Here is a 16,690-nt window from a genome sequence, read left to right as displayed (position 1 = left end):
ATAGATGCGCCCGTACGCGGCAACACCTGACGCTGGCTGTGGGCACAAAACTGCATTTCCGATCAACGAAGCCGGGAGACATTGCGATGCGTGGTTTGATTGCTGGCGTGCTGGCGGTATCGTCAGCCGCACTCGTCCCGCATGTAGGCTTTGCCGCAGCAGAGCCGACGCCGGCATTCGTTCGCGAGGCCGATATCGTGGCGCCCGATGGCCGTTGGGACTATGCCAACTGGGATGCCGGACATGGCCGGTTGCTGGTGGCGCATGGCACCGATGTGCTGGTCATTGTCCCCGCGGGCGAGGCCAATGCCAAGCCCGTGGTCCGCGCCATCGGCACGATTGTCGGGGCGCATGCCGCGCTCGCCATTCCGGGCGGCAACCGCATTCTGGTGACCAGCGGTCGCGACAATACCGTCCGCATCCTTGATGCCGAAAGCGGCGAACAACTGTCGAGCATTGCGGTTCCGGCCAACCCCGATGCCGCTTTGATCGGCCCCGATGGCAACACCGCCTATGTGATGGCGGCCAAGGCCGGGATCGCCTCGATCATCGACCTGACGGCGATGCGCGAAGTGCGCCAGATCGCGCTCAAACCGGGGCTGGAGATGCCCTTGCTGGTCAATACGCACCTTCTGGCGGTCAACAACGAGGACGCAAACGAGATCGAACTGGCCGATCCGGTCGCGGGCAAGCCACTGGGCACGATCGCGCTGCCGGGGTGCGAAGGGCCGACCGGCCTTGCCTATGCGCCTGCTGACGGGTTGGCGCTGGCATCATGCGCCAACGGGCAGGCCGCGCTGGTCGATCTGGCGGCGCGTAAGCTGGTGCAACGCGTGCCAATCGGTGCGGGGCCCGATGCGGTGATCTGGGATGCGGTCCGGCACCGTTTCCTGATCCCCAGCGGCAAGACGGGCACGCTGGCCGTGATCACGCTGGACCATGGCAAGGCACGGGTTGTCGCGACCATCCCGACCGAGCCGAGCGCGCGCACCGCAGCACTCGATCCGGTCAGTGGCCACCTGTATTCGCCTGCCGCGCGCTTCCTGCCCGCAGAGCCGGGCAAGCGCGCCGAGATCGCGCCGGGCAGTTTCCATCTGGTCGTGCTCAAGCCCGCAGGTTGAGCGGCCTAGGCGCGCTGATGCTGGCGCTTGCGGTCGGCGATCGCCAGTGCTGCGCCTTTTGCGCCGATCATCACCGTCGGGGTGTTGGTGTTGCCGCTGGTGATCGTCGGCATCACACTGGCATCGATCACCCGCAAGCCTTCAAGCCCGATCAGGCGTAGGCGGTCATCGACCACCGCCATGGGATCGTCGGGACGGCCCATCCGCGCGGTCCCCACGGGGTGGAAGATGGTGGTGCCGATGTCGCCCGCCGCATGCGCCAGCGCCGCCGGATCATCGTCAGAAACACCCAGTCCGGGCAGGACTTCTTCCGGATGGAAGCCTGCCAGCGCCGGTTGCCGCATCAGCCGCCGGGTCACGCGGATGGCGTCGGCGGCGACCTGCCGGTCCTCGTCCGTCGACAGGTAGGCCGGGGCGATGCGCGGTGGCTGCAGCGCGTCGGCCGAGGCGAGGCGCACGGTCCCGCGCGCGGTTGGGCGCAAGTTGCAGGCCGAAACGGTGATCGCGGGATAGCGATGCAGCGGCTCGCCAAAGGCATCGAGCGACAGCGGCTGGACATGGAATTGCAGGTTGGGGCGGTCGTGTTCGGGATTTGACCGGGTGAACAAGCCAAGTTGCGACGGCGCCATCGTCAGCGGTCCGCGCCGCCGCAAAGCATAGTCCACCCCCATCCACGCGCGTCGGGCAAGGTTCCAGTACGTTTCGTTGAGCGTTCGCACCCCCGACACGCGATAGACCGCGCGTTGCTGCAGATGATCCTGCAGATTGCGGCCGATGCCGGGTCGGTCGAGCAGCGGGAGGACACCTGCTTCTGCCAGCCACGCGGCGGGGCCGATGCCCGAGCGTTGCAGCAAGTGCGGGGTGCCGATCGCGCCTGCGCACAAGATCACTTCGCCGCGCGCCCGTGCGGTGAATTGCTGTCCGCCCTTGCTGAAGCGCGCACCGCTGGCGCGGCCGTCCGAGACCAGAACCTTGTCTACCAGCACGCCGGTTTCCAACCGCAGGTTGGGACGGCGCAGCACCGGCTTGAGGAAGCCGCGCGCGGTCGACCAACGCGTGCCGCGCTTCTGGTTGACGTGGAAATAGCCGACGCCGCTGTTGTCGCCGGTGTTGAAGTCGGCGCTTGCGGGAACGCCCATCTGCTGCGCTGCTTGCGCCACGGCATCAAGCACCTGCCACTGGACTCGCGGCGGCTCCACCCGCCATTCGCCGCCAGTACTGTGGGCTTCGCTGTCGCCCAGAAAGTGATCCTCGATCGTGCGGAACACCGTCGCGACATCGTCCCAGCCCCACCCCGTCAGGCCAAGTTGACGCCAGTGATCGTAGTCCTGCCGCTGCCCGCGCATGCTGATCATGGCGTTGATCGCCGAACACCCGCCGATGACCTTGCCGCGCGGGTACTTCAGGCTGCGACCGTTGAGCCCGGTTTCGGGTTCGGTCCGGAACATCCAGTCGGCGCGCGGATTGCCGATCGCAAACAGGTAGCCGACCGGAATGTGGAACCAGATCCAGTCATCGCGACCGCCTGCTTCCAGCAACAACACCCGGACCGAAGGGTCGGCGGACAGGCGGTTGGCCACGACGCAACCGGCAGAGCCTGCGCCGACGACGATGTAGTCATAGTCGCCGTCGAACGTGGCTGCGGTTGTGCTTTCTCCCATCCGCGCAGGGCTAACCCGCGCAGGCGCCACCGCGCAAGAACGCAGTCGGTGCCATCGGCCGGAATTGGCGGAAGCAAATTATTGCAAACGATTGTTGTCGGCTTGTGCGACATATGGCATGAGCGTGACGAGTGGCCTGTCGAGCCATCGGGAGAGCGTTCATGGCGTCGGTCCGTCCGCATTTGTCACTGCCCCGGATTCTTGAGATGAATCTCGGGTTCCTTGGGCTTCAGTTCAGTTTCGGGCTGCAGCAGGGCAACATGGGGCCGATCTATACCTACCTTGGCGCGACCGAGGCGCAGATCCCGATGCTGAGCCTGGCCGGGCCGATTACCGGCCTGCTGATCCAGCCGATCATCGGCGCGATGAGCGACCGCACGCAAAGCCGCTGGGGCAGGCGCACGCCTTACTTCGTGGTCGGCGCGGTGCTGTGCGCGCTCGGGCTGCTGGCGATGCCGCTGTCATCGTCGCTGCTGATGGCGGTATCGCTGCTGTGGGTGCTTGATGCTGGCAACAACATCACGATGGAGCCCTATCGCGCCTATGTTTCCGACCGGCTGGACCCGGCGCAGCGGCAGATCGGGTTTCTGTCGCAAAGCGCGTTCACTGGCCTTGCCCAGATGCTCGCGTTTCTGACGCCTTCGTTGCTGGTCGGCATGGGGATGAACCAGGACTGGGTGGATGCCCACAATATCCCCTACACGGTGCGCATCGTGTTCATGGTCGGGGCGGTGCTGTCGCTGACGACGATCCTGTGGTCGGTCTGGCGCGTGCCCGAATTGCCCCTGACGCCGCAGGAACTGGCGCATATTCAGGCCCAACCGACCGGACTGGGCGCGACGTTCCGCGAAATTGCCGAGGCTATCGGCGACATGCCGCTGGCGATGCGCAAGCTCGGGTTGATGAGCCTGTTCCAGTGGTTCGGCATGTCGGGTTACTGGGCCTATGTCAGCTATGCCATCGGCCGTTCGGTCTATCACACCGCCGACCCGCTGAGCAGTGCGTTCCACAGCGCGGTGCTGACCAATGGCGAGGTTGCCGCGTTCTACAACGCCATCGCCTTCGTCACCGCGTTCGCGATGGTGCCGCTGGTGCGGCGGATCGGACCGGGACCGCTGCATGCGCTGTGTCTGGTGGCAGGCGGCCTTGGCATGATCGCGCTGCCGCTGGTCGAACACAAGGCGCTGCTGTTCGTGCCAGCGGCGGGCATCGGCCTCGCCTGGGGCAGCATCATGGGCAACCCCTACGCCATCCTCAGCAATGCCATCCCGGCGACACGCACCGGGGTCTACATGGGCATCTTCAACATGATGATCGTGATTCCGATGCTGCTGTTCGCGATCCTGATGAGCCGGCTGGACCTGCCGTTCATCTCGCTGGGCTTCGGGCTATACGACACGCTGCTGGGAGGCGATCCGCGCCACATGCTGACGCTTTCGGGCTTCTGTCTGTTGCTGGCGGGCGGATCGGTGTTGTGGGTGCGCGAAGGGCGGGCCGATGCCATCGCGCTGCATGCCGCTGTGGGTGCCTGATATGGTGCGCCTGCTGACCCTCGAGGCCGACGGCGCCGTTCTGGTGCTGGAGCAGGCAGAAGGCTTTGCAGCGCCGCTGTGGCGGCATTGGGGAGCGCCGGTGGATACTGCCGGGCTGCCGGCCTTGCTGCAAACGCGTGGTGCGGCATCGTTCTCGCCCGATCGCGATGTGCCGCTGTCTTTGGCCCCGGTCGGCGGGCTTGGCTGGTTCGGGCCCGTAGTGGTGCGTGTGCGCCGCGCCGGGGTGCCGGTGGTCGTGGCGTGGACCAGCGTCGAGGCCAAGGTGGTCGACGGCGAACTGGTGGTACGGCTGGACGATGCGGTGGCGGGAATCGTGCTGGAACAGCGCATCCTGGCCGAGCCGGGCGGTGCTTTGCGGTTCTCGGCGACGCTGAGCAACACCGGCGAGGGCCCATTGGCGGTCGACCGATTGGCCAGCGCCGTGCTGCCGCTTCCCGCTGACAGCGCAGGGCTCCTGTCTTGGCGCGGACGGCACAATGCCGAACTGGTCGAATGCATCGAGCCGATGCCGCAGCAGCGCTGGGTGCGTGAGGGGCGTCGTGGCCTGACCGGGCATGGCGGTGCGCCGGGGGTCTATGTGCTTGGGCCGGGCGCGGACTTCGCCACGGGTGAAGTGCGGGCGCTGCAGCTGTGCTGGTCGGGCGATGCCGAGATCGCGGTCGAGCGCGATGACGAAGGCGCGTGGTTGCTCAGCGCGGCTGCGGCCTTGCAACCGGGCGAGGTCGTTTTGCCGAGTGGCGCTCGCTGGCAGACGCCCGATGCGCTGGCGGTATTCTCCTCGACCGGACGCAACGGTGCCATTGATGCGTTTCACGGTGCTGTCCGGGCGATGATTGCGTGGCCAGGGCAGGTGGCTGGCGCGCCTGCCACCCCGCGCAAGGTCCACCTCAATAGCTGGGAAGCCTGTTATTTCGACCATGATGCCGCACGTATCGGCGAATTGGCCGAAGCGGCAGCGGCAATTGGCGTCGAGCGCTTCGTGCTGGACGATGGGTGGTTCCGGGGACGCAACGACGATACGGCGGGCCTTGGTGACTGGACCGCCGATCCGGCCAAGTATCCGCATGGCCTTGGGCCACTTGCGCAACGTGTCAACGCGCTGGGCATGGAGTTCGGCTTGTGGGTTGAGCCGGAGATGGTCAACCCGGACAGCGACCTGTATCGCACGCACCCTGACTGGGCACTGGCCGCGCCCGAGCGCGAGCGGCCAACCGCGCGCAATCAGCTGGTGCTCGATCTGTCGCGCGGCGATGTGCGTGACTACTTGTTCGGCTGCCTCGATAAGCTGCTGCGCGACACGCCGATCGGCTATCTGAAATGGGACCACAACCGCGATCTGGCGCCGCGTGGCGGGGCAGGGCAAGTGGCCGGACTGTACGACTTGCTCGGGCGGTTGCGCGCCGCGCACCCGGCGGTCGAGATCGAATCCTGCGCAGGCGGCGGTGGCCGTAGCGACGCCGGGATGGTGCCCTTCGTCCATCGCTTCTGGACCAGCGACAACATCGATGCGGTCAGTCGCGTCGCCATGCAGCGCGGATTTCTCCACTTTCTTCCACCCGAAATGATGGGGGCGCATGTCGGAGCCAGCCCCGCCCATGCCACCGGACGAACGCAGGCGCTGTCGTTCCGCGCGGCCACCGCGCTGCCCGGCCACTTCGGCGTCGAGCTTGATCCGCGCGCGCTGGGTGAGGCTGATCGGTTCGAACTGGCCCACTGGATCGCGTTCCAGCAGGAATGGCGCGACGTGCTGCATCAAGGGCGGACCTGGCTGGGCGAGGGCGCTGACGGACTGACATGGCAGGCGCAGGGCACGTTGAATTCGCTGCTGCTGTTCGTGACCCGCACCGCGCCGCCACTCGATCGCCGCCCCCAGCCGTTGCGATTGCCGTTCCTGCGCGATGCCGGGATCTGCAAGGTTCGGCTGCTGCGCATTGCCGGGGGGCAGGGCGGGCACGCCGCGCCGACCACGGCGCTTGCCACGCAGATGCAGGCCGACGGGGTGTCGCTGACGGCTAGCTGGCTGGCCGAAGCGGGCCTGCCGTTGCCGCCGATGAAGGCTGAAAGCGTCGCCATTTTCCATATCGTGGCGACCACACGATGACAGGTCCGCGCCTGTCCGCGCTCCTTCACGCGGACTGATCACCTTCTCCCCCCGAACATTCGTCATTCAGGAATTTCTCGAACATGCCACCCGAAGCTACCGACCGTCATCCGCAGCAAACCTTTTCAGCGACCGGGGTGAGCCGCTGGGAACCGCAGGCCTTCACCGACCTGCCGGAAATTCCGCTCGTAACCGCGCAGGATATCCAGCCGCTGGTGCCAGGGCTGGACTTGTGGGATTGCTGGCCGCTGGCGCACGAGGATGGCCGCACGGTCGTCCATGCCGGGCGGACCTGGTGGTTCTTCCTCAGTTCGCCGATCTTTCCCGATCCGGTGACGCGCCACGGCTTTGCCCGGATACGCCTGCTCAGCCGGGGTGCCGACGGCTGGCGCGATCACGGCAATGCCTTGCCCGACGGGCTCAATCCCGGCACGCGCGAATGGGCCGGTAGCGCGGTGCTGCATGACGATGGCCGCGCGGTGACGTTGTTCTATACCGTTGCCGGGCGACGCGATGGCCCGTTCTCGTTCGAACAGCGGCTGTTTGCGGTGCCCGGCACGCTGGGACCGCAAGGGCCGGAAGGCTGGCAGACCCCGGAGGAGATCATCGTTGCCGATGGCGTTCGCTATATTGCCGACAGGCAGGAGATCGAGGCGCCCGAACCCGGCACGATCAAGGGCTTTCGCGATCCGGCCTGGTTCCGCGATCCAGCCACCGGGGTTGCGCACATCGTCTTTACCGCCAGCGCTGCGTGGGATGACAATCGCTTCAATGGCATCGTCGGGGTCGCCACATGGGATGGCACGTGCTGGGCGCTGGGCGACCCGGTGATCGAGGCGATCGGCGTAAACAACGAGCTGGAGCGCCCCAACGTCCATTTCCGCGACGGGCGCTATTACCTGTTCTGGTCAACCCAGCGGCATACCTTCAATCCGCAGGCGGTGCCGGGGCCGAACGGCATCTATGGCGCGGTGGCGGACAGCTTTTCCGGTCCATGGCGCGCCATCAACGGCAGCGGGCTGGTGGCGGCCAACCCGGCAACCGAACAGACCCAGACCTATAGCTGGTGGGTGACTGGCGAGGACGAGGTATGGAGCTTCGTCGATTACTGGGGGATGCAGGGCCGCGCATTGGCGGACCATCCCGAACTGCTGCGTGCGCAATTCGGCGGCACGGCCGCTCCGGTGTTTCGCCTGCGGTTTGCAGGCGATGCTGTGACGGTCGCCGCTGACTGAGCAGCCCCGACAGGTGATCCGGCGACGGGCTCAGGCGCTTTCGCGGATCACCAGTTCCGGCTGCATCACGGTAGAGGGGGTGTCGACCCCGGCGATGCGTTGCATCAGCGATGCCACCATCGCCTTGGCCCCGCCCGCGATATCCTGACGGATCGTGGTCAACTGGGGGACCGTGCGCGTTGCCAGCGGCAGATCATCGAACCCGATCACCGCGATTTCCTGCGGCACTTGCGCGCCACGTTCATGCAGGATGCGCAAGGTGGTCATGGCGATCACGTCCGAGGCGGCGACGATGCCGTCCACCGCGCGGTCAACCTTGCTGAAGTTGGCCGCGATCTGGTCGGCCAGATCATCGCTGGAAAGCGTGGTCGGCACGACTTCCAGTGTGGCGCCTGAGGCACCATCCACCGCATCGCGGGCGCCGGCCAGACGGTCGGCGATTTCCGGCGCGCGCGGATCGCCGAAGAAGGCGAGGCGGCGCTTGCCTTGCGCGATCAGCCGTTCGGCTGCGAGGCGTCCGCCGGCGCGGTTGTCGCTGCCGACGCTGCAATGGCGGTGCTCTGGACGGCTGGTGCCCCACACCACCAGCGGCAGGTAGTGGTCGGCCACACGATCGATCACGTCGGTCTGGTCCGACTGGCCGATCAGCAGGGCGCCGTCGAGCATTCCCGAATCGACGATGCGGTCGAGCCATTCCACATCACCCGGAATGACCCGGCTGAGCATGATGTCGTGGCCGCTTTCGGTCAGTTCGTCGGCGAGATAGCCGAACAGGCTCATGAAGAACGGGTCGGAGATGTGCTGGCGACTGTCGTGGCCCAGGGGAATCACCACGCCGATCACGCCGGTGCGCTGCATGCGCAGCTTGCTGGCCATCTGGTTGGGGCGAAAGCCGTGTTCGCGCGCGATCGCCTGGATCCGTTCGCGGGTCTGCGGGTTGACCAGCGATTTGCCCGCCAGCGCGCGCGAAACCGTGCCGGGCGACACGCCGGCGATGCGGGCCAGTTCGGTGATGTTACGGATGCGGCGTTTGCCCGCTTCGGCTGGTACAGCGTCTGCAGCGTACGTCTCGGCGCCAGTCTTGGTGGGTTCGTCAGGAGTTCCGGTCATGTCATCGTGTTCTTAGGTGAGTGGCAACCGATTGCAAGGTTTCGCCCGAACAAGCTTCGGAGGAGTGCGCAATCCCGGCACACCACAAGTGATGCGGCAATGCCACAGTCCGACGATAGGATGAAGTGTGGCGATGGCAAACAGTGCAAACCTTTGCAAAATTCGTTGCAAACGTTTGTAGGAGGGATTATCCGACACTCGATTCCCACGGATTGACGTGGGGACACCACTATGGGGGATGACCTGATGAAGCGCCCTGCTTATTATACCTGCGTGTCCGTTGCTGCTCTTGTCGGCGCGGTCGTTGCTGCGCCCGCCTTTGCACAGTCCGCCGCTCCTGCGGCCAGCGAGGCTTCGGCCGAACCTGACACCGCCGAAATCGTCGTTACCGCTGCTGCGGGCGACAAGGCCGCCCGCCTGTCCTCGATCTCCGTTTCGCAGATCTCGCAGGAAGCGGTGACCAACTTCACCCCGCGTTCGCAAGCCGAAGTATTGCGCACGATCCCCGGCCTGAACGTGCAGGACACGGCTGGACCGGGTGGCAACGCCAACATCGGCGTGCGCGGTATCCCGGTGTCGACCGGCGGTTCGGAATATGTCGGCCTGCAGGAAGATGGCCTGCCGGTGACGCTGTTTGGCGACATGCAGTTCGGCAACAACGACTACTGGGTGCGCTTCGACAACAACGTCGATCGCGTCGAAGCGGTGCGCGGCGGTTCAGCCTCGACTTTCTCCAGCCAGGCGCCCGGCGCGGTCATCAACTATGTGTCCAAGACCGGCGAAAAGCAGGGCGGCGAAATCGGCCTGTCGACCGCGCTGAACTATCGCGAAACGCGCCTTGATTTCGACTACGGCGGCCATCTGTCGGACAGCGTGCGCTTCCACATCGGCGGCTATGCAATCACCGGCAACGGGCCCACGCACTTGCCCTATAACGCCCAGAAGGGCTACCAGATCAAGGGCAACATCACCAAGGAACTGGCTGATGGCAAGGGCTACATTCGCCTGAACTTCAAGCGGTTGGACGACAAGGAGCCGACCTTCGCCTCGATGCCGTCGCTGGTGTCGCTGTCGGGCAAGACGATCACCGGCTACAGCACGTTCGATGGCGTCGATGCGCGCAAGTATGCCTCGACCGGCTTGTACAACCAGAACTTCCAGATCCTCGGTTCCGATGGCGCGATCCGCACTGTGCCGATGGAGGGCATCCACCCGGTTGCCACCACGCTGGGCGGCGAATTCCACTACGAATTCTCCGACATGTTCAACGTGACCGACAAGGCGCGCTGGACCGATATGAGCGGCACGTTCTCGAACCAGTGGACTGGCGAAGTTGCCACCTCTTCGGTCATCGGCAAGACCATCGGTGATGCGTTCGGCACGCAGGGCGACACCCGCAAGATCGCGGCGATCCGCTATGCCGCAGGGCCGAAGCAGGGTCAGCTCTATACCTCGAACTTCCTCAGCAACAGCGCGCAGGCCTATGTCCAGATGAAGGACGTCGGCAGCTTCGTGAATGACCTAACGCTGACCGGCAAGTTCGCGGTGGGCGAAGGTTCGAAGGTTACCGCACACGCCGGCTGGTTCCTGATGCGTCAATCCATCGCGATGGATTGGCACATCAACAACGCCACCCAATCGCTCAATTCGTCGGGCAACCCGGTACCGCTTGACCTGTTCGATGCCGCTGGCAACCAGCTTTCAGCCAACGGGCTGACCGGCTTCAACAACCAGTGGGGCGGATGCTGCGGCGGTCGTTCGTATGACCTGACTTATACCGACAACGCACCTTACGTGCAGTTGGAAGGCCAGTTCGGTCACCTCAACCTTGACGCCAGCGTCCGCTTTGACAGCGTGAAGGCCGAAGGTAACGCCTATGCTCCGGTTACCGGTGGCACCGTCACCGTTTCCGACGGTCTGGGCAGTGCAGTTCTGCCGACGTCCAAGACCGGTTCCACGCCGGTCAACGTGCTGAACTATACCCGCAACTATTCGAGCTGGTCGTTCGGCGCGCTGTATGAGCTGAACAGCAACACCAGCGCGTTCATCCGCGTCAGCCGTGGCGGCCGCTTCAACGCCGACCGTCTGCTTTACAACAACAACAACTTCACCGCCGACGGCCAGTTGACCGCGGGCGGCAGCTACCTCTCGGTCAACTACGTGACCCAGCAGGAACTGGGCGTGAAGCAGCGCGGCACGTTCGGCTCGTCGGGTCGCTACCACGCCGAGGTGACCCTGTACCGGGCGCAAGTGAAGGAGAGCAACTATGACTTCACCGCGCCTTCGCGCAACGAAAGCCCGTTCATCGATGCGGTCTATCACTCGTACGGCGTCGAAGCGTCGGCCGGGTTGAAGGCGGGCAACTTCGGTGTCGACGGCTATGTCGTCTATACCCATGCCGAAAACGCGGCGAACAAGGCAACGCCGGTGGCCATGCCCAAGTTCACCTGGCTGGTTTCGCCCAGCTATGACGCGGGCATCGCGGCGGTCGGTCTGTCGGCCAGCGGCCAGTCGAACTTCCTGGTGTCGGGCGGCTACACCGCGCCGGGCCGGACGTTCGTCAACGGCTACGTCAAGGTCCGTCCGGCTGAGGCGGTCGAAGTCTCGCTCAACGTCAACAACTTGTTCAACACGCTGGGCTATCGCGCCAACAACGGCAGCATTGCCGTCGCCGGTCCGACTGCCGGGCTGAGCGCCAACCAGGGCATCTTCGACAACAGCGCAATGCTGGGCCGGACAATGACTGCGGCGATCCGCTACCGCTTCTGATCGGGGCATTTGCGCCTCGGAACCTGTGGTGCAGGCCGACCTCCCTCCCGGTTGGCCTGCATCCGGTTCGATAGCGAACAAGCCTTCGGTCGTACCGGAGAGGCGGGCAGGGCATTCGTCCAGGCCCGCCTTTTCTGTTTGGCGCGGCGGCGTGTCGGCTTAGGATAAAAGCCAATGGGAGCCAGAGGGATGGCCATGGGGCAGGAAACAAACGACCGGGCGATCCGCTCGATCCTGATCGTCGGTGGCGGCACCGCCGGGTGGATGAGTGCCGCCGCGCTGATCCGCGCTTTGCCGCAGGGTTGCGCGATCACGCTGGTCGAATCCGACGAGATCGGCACGGTCGGCGTGGGCGAGGCGACTATCCCGCCGATCCGCCTGTTCAACCAGATGCTGGGCATCGACGAGCGCGAGTTCGTGGCGCGCACGTTCGGATCGTTCAAACTGGGTATCGAGTTCGTCGACTGGGGGCGGCAGGGGCACCGCTATTTCCATCCGTTCGGTCCCTATGGCCGGGCGTTCGATACGGTGGACGTCCATCAGTACTGGCTGCGCGCGCGGGCCGAGGGCGAGACCGCACCGCTCGACGATCATGCGATGGCATGGCAACTGGCCAAGGCAGGACGCTTTGCCCAGCCGTCGCCCGATCCGCGCAACGTGTTGTCGACGTTCGACTATGCCTATCATTTCGATGCCGGGCTCTATGCCCGCTTCTTGCGCGATTACGCGGAGCAGCGCGGCGTGGTGCGGGTCGAAGGCAAGATCGGCAGCGTCCGCCAGAACACCACCAGCGGCTTTGTCGAAGGGGTGACGCTCGAGGACGGTCGTGTGCTCGATGCCGACCTGTTCGTCGATTGCTCGGGCTTTCGCGGGTTGCTGATCGAAGGCGCGCTCAAGACCGGGTATCAGGAATGGACGCAATGGCTGCCCTGCGATCGGGCGATGGCGGTGCCTTGCGAGAATGTCGGGCCGCTGACGCCCTATACCCGCTCCACCGCGCGCGAGGCCGGGTGGCAGTGGCGCATTCCGCTGCAGCACCGCACCGGCAATGGCTATGTCTTTTGCAGCCAGTTCCTGTCCGAACAGGATGCCGCCGACAAACTGTTGCAACGGCTCGATGGCAAGGCGCTGGCCGATCCGCGCCCGCTGCGTTTCACCACCGGGCGGCGCAACGCCTTCTGGAACCGCAACGTTGTGGCCATCGGCCTGTCGAGCGGGTTCATGGAGCCGCTCGAATCAACCTCGATCCACCTGATTCAGGCCGGGATCGCCAAGCTCATCGCGCTGTTTCCCGACCGCAGCTTCGACCCGCTGGTGATCGAAGAGTACAACCGCGTCGCGGTGAACGAGTACGAGCGCATCCGCGACTTCCTGATCCTGCATTACAAGCTGACCGAGCGCAGCGACAGCGAACTGTGGCGGTACTGCGCGGCCATGGACATCCCCGACACATTGCTGACCAAGATCGAGCACTTCCGCCGCTATGGCAGATTGGTTGCGCGCGATGCCGATCTGTTCGGCCCGCCAAGCTGGCTGGCGGTGCATATCGGCCAGTTCAACGATCCGGTCGGCACCGATCCCGTCGCCGATTACCGGTCGGTGGATGGGCGCGGCTGGCTTTCCAAGCTGCGCACCGCGATGCAGGCTGCGGCGCAACAGACCCCGACGCATGAAGCGTTCATCGCCGCCAACTGCGCGGCCGGTCAGCCGGTGCGTGGCTGAAAGCGCGGCCTCACTGCTCGCTGAGGGGCTGCTGGCTGAGGGTCTGAAGGCCCGCGCCGACCAGCGGCTTGACCACGCGCTTGGTGCGTTGACCCGTGCCGCCCACATCGCGCCGCGCGATGCGAACGTGGCGCTGGCGCTGGCGCACGTGCGCTACGAGGCCGGGTTGACGGCGGTCGAGCAGTTCGCTCGGGCGCGCGATCTGGCGCCCGAGCGGTTCGAGCCGCTGCGGGGTCATGCGCTTGCGTTGGCGGGCGAGGGCGAGACCACTGCGGCACTCGCCTTGTTGGATGAGACGCTGGCGGCCAATCCGCTTTGGCTGGATGGGCACCGGCTGGCGGCCAGCTTGCGCACCACGGCCGGGCTCGACGATTTCGATGTGGGTTTTGCCCGCGCCGTGAAGGCGGCACCCGATGCGCTGCCGTTATGGCTCGGCTGGTTCCATCTGCTGGCGCAGGCACGCTGCTGGGAGCGGGCTAGCGCGGTGCTCGATGCGGCGCAGGCGCGCTTTGGCACCACCCGCGCGGTGCGTTTCGGCAGGCTCTACCTGTTGAGCGAATCCGGCGAGGCGGCGGACGATCCCGCGCTGTTCGATGCGGTGGAGGGTGAGGCCGACGCCGGACTGGACCTTGCCCGCATCCGCCACTTCCTGCGCGGCGGGCAGTGGGACCGCGCGCGGCAGGTCGGCGAACGCCACCTTGGCCAGCCGAGCGTGCGTCCGTTCTGGCCCTACCTGACGCTCGCATGGCGCTTGCTGGATGACCCGCGCGGGCGGTGGCTCGATCGCGGCATGGACTTTGTCCGCACGATCGATCTGGGACTGAGCGAGCCGGAACTGACCGATCTGGCGGTTACTTTGCGCGCGCTCCATACCGCGCGGGCGCCCTGGCACGAACAGTCGGTGCGCGGGGGCACACAGACCGACCGGCCGCTGCTGCTGCGGCTCGACCCGGCAATCATGCGGGTGCGCAGCGCGATCGAGCAGGCTGTGGCCGGCTACATCGCGCAACTGCCCCGGCCGGACGCCACACATCCTTTGCTGGCGCCACCGCGCGCGGCATTTCGGCTGGCTGGAAGCTGGTCGGTGCGGCTTCGAGCGCAAGGTTACCACGCCACGCACACCCATCCGCAAGGCTGGATCAGTTCGGCGCTGTATGTTTCGGTTCCGCCCGTGCACGATCTGGGTGCGGCGCCTGCCGGGCACCTTCAGTTCGGCGCGGGGCCACCCGAACTCGGCCTGCCGCTTCAGCCTTATGGCGATGTTGCTCCTGCGGCGGGGCGGTTGATCCTGTTCCCTTCGACGCTGTGGCATGGAACGGTGCCGTTTGTCGGCGGAGAGCGCCTCACCATCGCCTTCGACGTGGTGCCCGCTGTTCAATAAGCGCCCGAAAGCGCCTGCCTGGCCAGCGCGATGGCCCCGGTGATCCCCGCATCGTCGCCAAGGCCGGGCGCGACGATATAGGCCTTCAGCCCCGGATCGAACCGGGGGTGGTTGATATAGCCGTTCAGCGCCGCCTCGGTCCGGGTACGAACCGCTTCGATCAATCCGGGCGCCTTCATCACGCCGCCGCCAAAGATCAGCCGGTCGGGCATGTGCAACAGCACCAGCGTGCAGGACAGATGCGCGATATAGCCCGCAATCAGGGGGATCGCGTCGGGGTCGTTGGCCATCTGGTCAAGGCTGCGGCCCCAGCGGCGCTCAATCGCGGCGCCGCTTGCCAGACCCTCAAGGCAATCGCCATGGTAGGGACAGCACCCGACGAACGGGTCGACGGCAAAGTCGTGTGGCGGCTTGATGTGGCCACTCTCGTAGTGCGAAAAGCCCATCAGCGCGCGCCCATCACGCACCACGCCGGTGCCGATGCCAGTGCCGATGGTGGTGTAGGCCAACGTCTGGCAGCCCTTACCAGCACCTGCCAAACATTCGCCGATGGCCGCACCGTTGACGTCGGTATCGACCACGATCGGCGCGCCGAAGCTGGCCAGCGCGTCGTGAAACCGTGCGCCCGCCCAGCCCGGCTTGGGCGTGGTCGTAAAGGTGCCATAGGCGCAGGAGGCGGGATCGATATCGATCGGGCCGAAGCTCGCGATGCCGAACGCGGAGATCGGGCCATGGGTGGCGCTGGCTTGCGCATAGAATTCGATCAGCGCCGGAAAGCAGGTGGCCGGGGTCTCGGTCGGGATGCGGGTACGGGCAAGGATGGTGCCGTCTGTTCGTGCCAGAACCGCCACGAATTTGGTCCCGCCAGCTTCGATCGCGCCGATCAACTGTTCCGCCATAGTGCCTCATCCCGTCTGACCGCCGATGCTGTCGAAGCCCGGCTGCATGCTTGGCATGGCGCAAGCGCGCGTGCTTTGCAATCCTTTGCAATCGAATGCCTGACCGGTTCCGGACTGATCGCCGAGGTCGGTCAGGCCCCGCGCAGGATGGGATGGTCGTGTTGAAAATGAACCGCGATTTCGTCGCGCCGGGCATCGGCAATCGGCACCACGCGCGCGTCAGCGGCCGGATCGCTTTCATGGGCGAAAGCCGCCAGCCGTTCGACCACCCAACGCAGCGCGCGGTCGTTGTTGTTCGAGATATGCCACTGGACCACTTCGCGGATCGGTGGAATGTCGAACGGCACTTCGCGCAACGCCAGCGGCAGGTTGGCCACGACTTGCGTTGCCAGACGGCGATGCATGGTGGCAATCCGCTTGGTGCCGAGCACCAACCCCGGCTGCGACAGGAATGTGGGCGCAACGATCTCGATCCGGCGTTGGGTTTTCTGGCGGCGCACGAACCAGTCGTCAAACGCGGGTGTCCGGCTCTTGCCGAAGCGCGCCGTGACATGGCCCAGCGCAAAATACTTCTCGCGCGTCATTTCACCCTGCAATGCGGGATTGGCGGCATCACCCACCACCACGTAGTCATCCTCGAACAGGACCTGGCTCGGGTGGTCGGGGCTGATGACGTAATCGACGGTCAACAGCAAATCGATCTGGCCGCGTTCCAGCGCGTCGCCGGGATTGTCGCCCATCGGCTGGATTTCGAAGCGCAAGTTGGGTGCCTCTGCCTCAAGCATGGCAAGAGCACCGGCCAGCAGCACTTGGGTGGAATAGTCAGACGCCATGAGCCGGATGAACCGGTCGCAGGAAGCCGGGTCGAAATCGGGCGCGATGGCAATGGTCGTGCGGATTTGTTCGAGCACCAGTCGCACCGGTTCGATCAGTTCTTCGGCGCGGGCGGTCAGCACCATTGTGCGCCCTTTGACCACCAGCAGTTCGTCGCCGAAATAATCGCGCAGGCGGCCCAGTGCGCTCGATGTGGCCGATTGCGACAAGCACAGCCGATCTGCCGCCAGACTGACGCTGCGTTCGGACAGCAACACGTCGAGCGCAACCAGCAGGTTCAGGTCAAGGCGCTGGAACCGCACGA

General features: G+C 65.5%; 11 protein-coding genes. 7 read left to right on the top strand and 4 right to left on the bottom strand.

Going from position 1 to position 16,690, the window contains the following annotated elements; all coding sequences use genetic code 11:
* Window positions 1-86: 86 nt before the first annotated feature.
* The gene (locus tag LDN95_RS07435; RefSeq protein ID WP_226017025.1) at window positions 87-1,121 is read left to right on the top strand and encodes a YncE family protein; all 1,035 of its coding nucleotides are present in this window, start codon (window positions 87-89) and stop codon (window positions 1,119-1,121) included.
* 5 nt (window positions 1,122-1,126) lie between these two features.
* On the opposite strand, the gene LDN95_RS07430 is transcribed toward LDN95_RS07435, so the two are convergent.
* The gene (locus LDN95_RS07430; RefSeq protein WP_226017024.1) at window positions 1,127-2,782 is read right to left on the bottom strand and encodes a GMC family oxidoreductase; all 1,656 of its coding nucleotides are present in this window, start codon (window positions 2,780-2,782) and stop codon (window positions 1,127-1,129) included.
* A gap of 206 nt (window positions 2,783-2,988) precedes the next feature.
* Here LDN95_RS07430 and LDN95_RS07425 point away from each other — a divergent pair, with 206 nt between their 5' ends.
* From LDN95_RS07425 to LDN95_RS07415, 3 genes are all read left to right on the top strand, one after another.
* Window positions 2,989-4,314, top strand: coding sequence for an MFS transporter (locus LDN95_RS07425; protein ID WP_226017023.1), 1,326 nt, complete (start codon window positions 2,989-2,991; stop codon window positions 4,312-4,314).
* Window positions 4,280-6,436, top strand: a complete 2,157-nt coding sequence (locus LDN95_RS07420; protein ID WP_226017022.1) for an alpha-galactosidase — start codon at window positions 4,280-4,282, stop codon at window positions 6,434-6,436. Before LDN95_RS07425 ends, LDN95_RS07420 begins: the two co-directional genes overlap by 35 nt.
* A gap of 83 nt (window positions 6,437-6,519) precedes the next feature.
* Window positions 6,520-7,671: a glycoside hydrolase family 68 protein gene (locus LDN95_RS07415; protein ID WP_226017021.1), complete on the top strand. Its 1,152-nt coding sequence runs from the start codon at window positions 6,520-6,522 to the stop codon at window positions 7,669-7,671.
* 30 nt (window positions 7,672-7,701) lie between these two features.
* On the opposite strand, the gene LDN95_RS07410 is transcribed toward LDN95_RS07415, so the two are convergent.
* Window positions 7,702-8,781 carry a LacI family DNA-binding transcriptional regulator gene (locus LDN95_RS07410; protein WP_226017020.1) on the bottom strand — a complete coding sequence of 360 codons (1,080 nt, stop codon included), beginning with the start codon at window positions 8,779-8,781 and terminating at the stop codon, window positions 7,702-7,704.
* Window positions 8,782-9,027: 246 nt separating this feature from the next.
* On the opposite strand from LDN95_RS07410, the gene LDN95_RS07405 reads away from it, so the two are divergent.
* The 3 genes from LDN95_RS07405 (at window position 9,028) to LDN95_RS07395 (ending at window position 14,653) form a co-directional block, all read left to right on the top strand.
* Entirely contained in the window at window positions 9,028-11,550 is a 2,523-nt protein-coding gene (locus tag LDN95_RS07405) for a TonB-dependent receptor domain-containing protein (RefSeq protein ID WP_226017019.1), read from the top strand.
* A 195-nt stretch (window positions 11,551-11,745) separates the two neighbouring features.
* Window positions 11,746-13,272 (top strand): tryptophan halogenase family protein, encoded by a 1,527-nt coding sequence (locus LDN95_RS07400; RefSeq protein ID WP_226017018.1) that lies wholly within the window; start codon window positions 11,746-11,748, stop codon window positions 13,270-13,272.
* Entirely contained in the window at window positions 13,220-14,653 is a 1,434-nt protein-coding gene (locus LDN95_RS07395) for a putative 2OG-Fe(II) oxygenase (protein ID WP_226017017.1), read from the top strand. Before LDN95_RS07400 ends, LDN95_RS07395 begins: the two co-directional genes overlap by 53 nt.
* Here the strand turns inward: LDN95_RS07395 and LDN95_RS07390 are convergent.
* Together LDN95_RS07390 and LDN95_RS07385 are read right to left on the bottom strand one after the other, a co-directional pair.
* Complete coding sequence (locus LDN95_RS07390; RefSeq protein WP_226017016.1) at window positions 14,647-15,552, bottom strand: ROK family protein; 906 nt, start codon at window positions 15,550-15,552, stop codon at window positions 14,647-14,649. The two genes, LDN95_RS07395 and LDN95_RS07390, sit on opposite strands and share 7 nt — an antisense overlap.
* 131 nt (window positions 15,553-15,683) lie before the next feature.
* Window positions 15,684-16,688 (bottom strand): LysR family transcriptional regulator, encoded by a 1,005-nt coding sequence (locus LDN95_RS07385; RefSeq protein ID WP_226017015.1) that lies wholly within the window; start codon window positions 16,686-16,688, stop codon window positions 15,684-15,686.
* Window positions 16,689-16,690: the final 2 nt, after the last annotated feature.

The organism is Novosphingobium sp. FKTRR1, assembly GCF_020404405.1.
In the GTDB taxonomy this organism is placed as follows: Bacteria; Pseudomonadota; Alphaproteobacteria; order Sphingomonadales; family Sphingomonadaceae; genus Novosphingobium.
The sequence above is the reverse complement of the archived record's forward strand: the minus strand, read 5'-3'. Positions and strand labels throughout refer to the sequence as shown.

What these genes read in the sequence shown, in the direction of transcription:
- LDN95_RS07395 (WP_226017017.1), top strand. Translation starts at nt 13,220, where the DNA reads ATGAAGCGTTCATCGCCGCCAACTGCGCGGCCGGTCAGCCGGTGCGTG.
- LDN95_RS07435 (WP_226017025.1), top strand. Translation starts at nt 87, where the DNA reads ATGCGTGGTTTGATTGCTGGCGTGCTGGCGGTATCGTCAGCCGCACTC.
- LDN95_RS07425 (WP_226017023.1), top strand. Translation starts at nt 2,989, where the DNA reads ATGAATCTCGGGTTCCTTGGGCTTCAGTTCAGTTTCGGGCTGCAGCAG.
- LDN95_RS07420 (WP_226017022.1), top strand. Translation starts at nt 4,280, where the DNA reads ATGCCATCGCGCTGCATGCCGCTGTGGGTGCCTGATATGGTGCGCCTG.
- LDN95_RS07400 (WP_226017018.1), top strand. Translation starts at nt 11,746, where the DNA reads ATGGGGCAGGAAACAAACGACCGGGCGATCCGCTCGATCCTGATCGTC.
- LDN95_RS07415 (WP_226017021.1), top strand. Translation starts at nt 6,520, where the DNA reads ATGCCACCCGAAGCTACCGACCGTCATCCGCAGCAAACCTTTTCAGCG.
- LDN95_RS07390 (WP_226017016.1), bottom strand. Translation starts at nt 15,552, where the DNA reads ATGGCGGAACAGTTGATCGGCGCGATCGAAGCTGGCGGGACCAAATTC.
- LDN95_RS07410 (WP_226017020.1), bottom strand. Translation starts at nt 8,781, where the DNA reads ATGACCGGAACTCCTGACGAACCCACCAAGACTGGCGCCGAGACGTAC.
- LDN95_RS07430 (WP_226017024.1), bottom strand. Translation starts at nt 2,782, where the DNA reads ATGGGAGAAAGCACAACCGCAGCCACGTTCGACGGCGACTATGACTAC.
- LDN95_RS07405 (WP_226017019.1), top strand. Translation starts at nt 9,028, where the DNA reads ATGAAGCGCCCTGCTTATTATACCTGCGTGTCCGTTGCTGCTCTTGTC.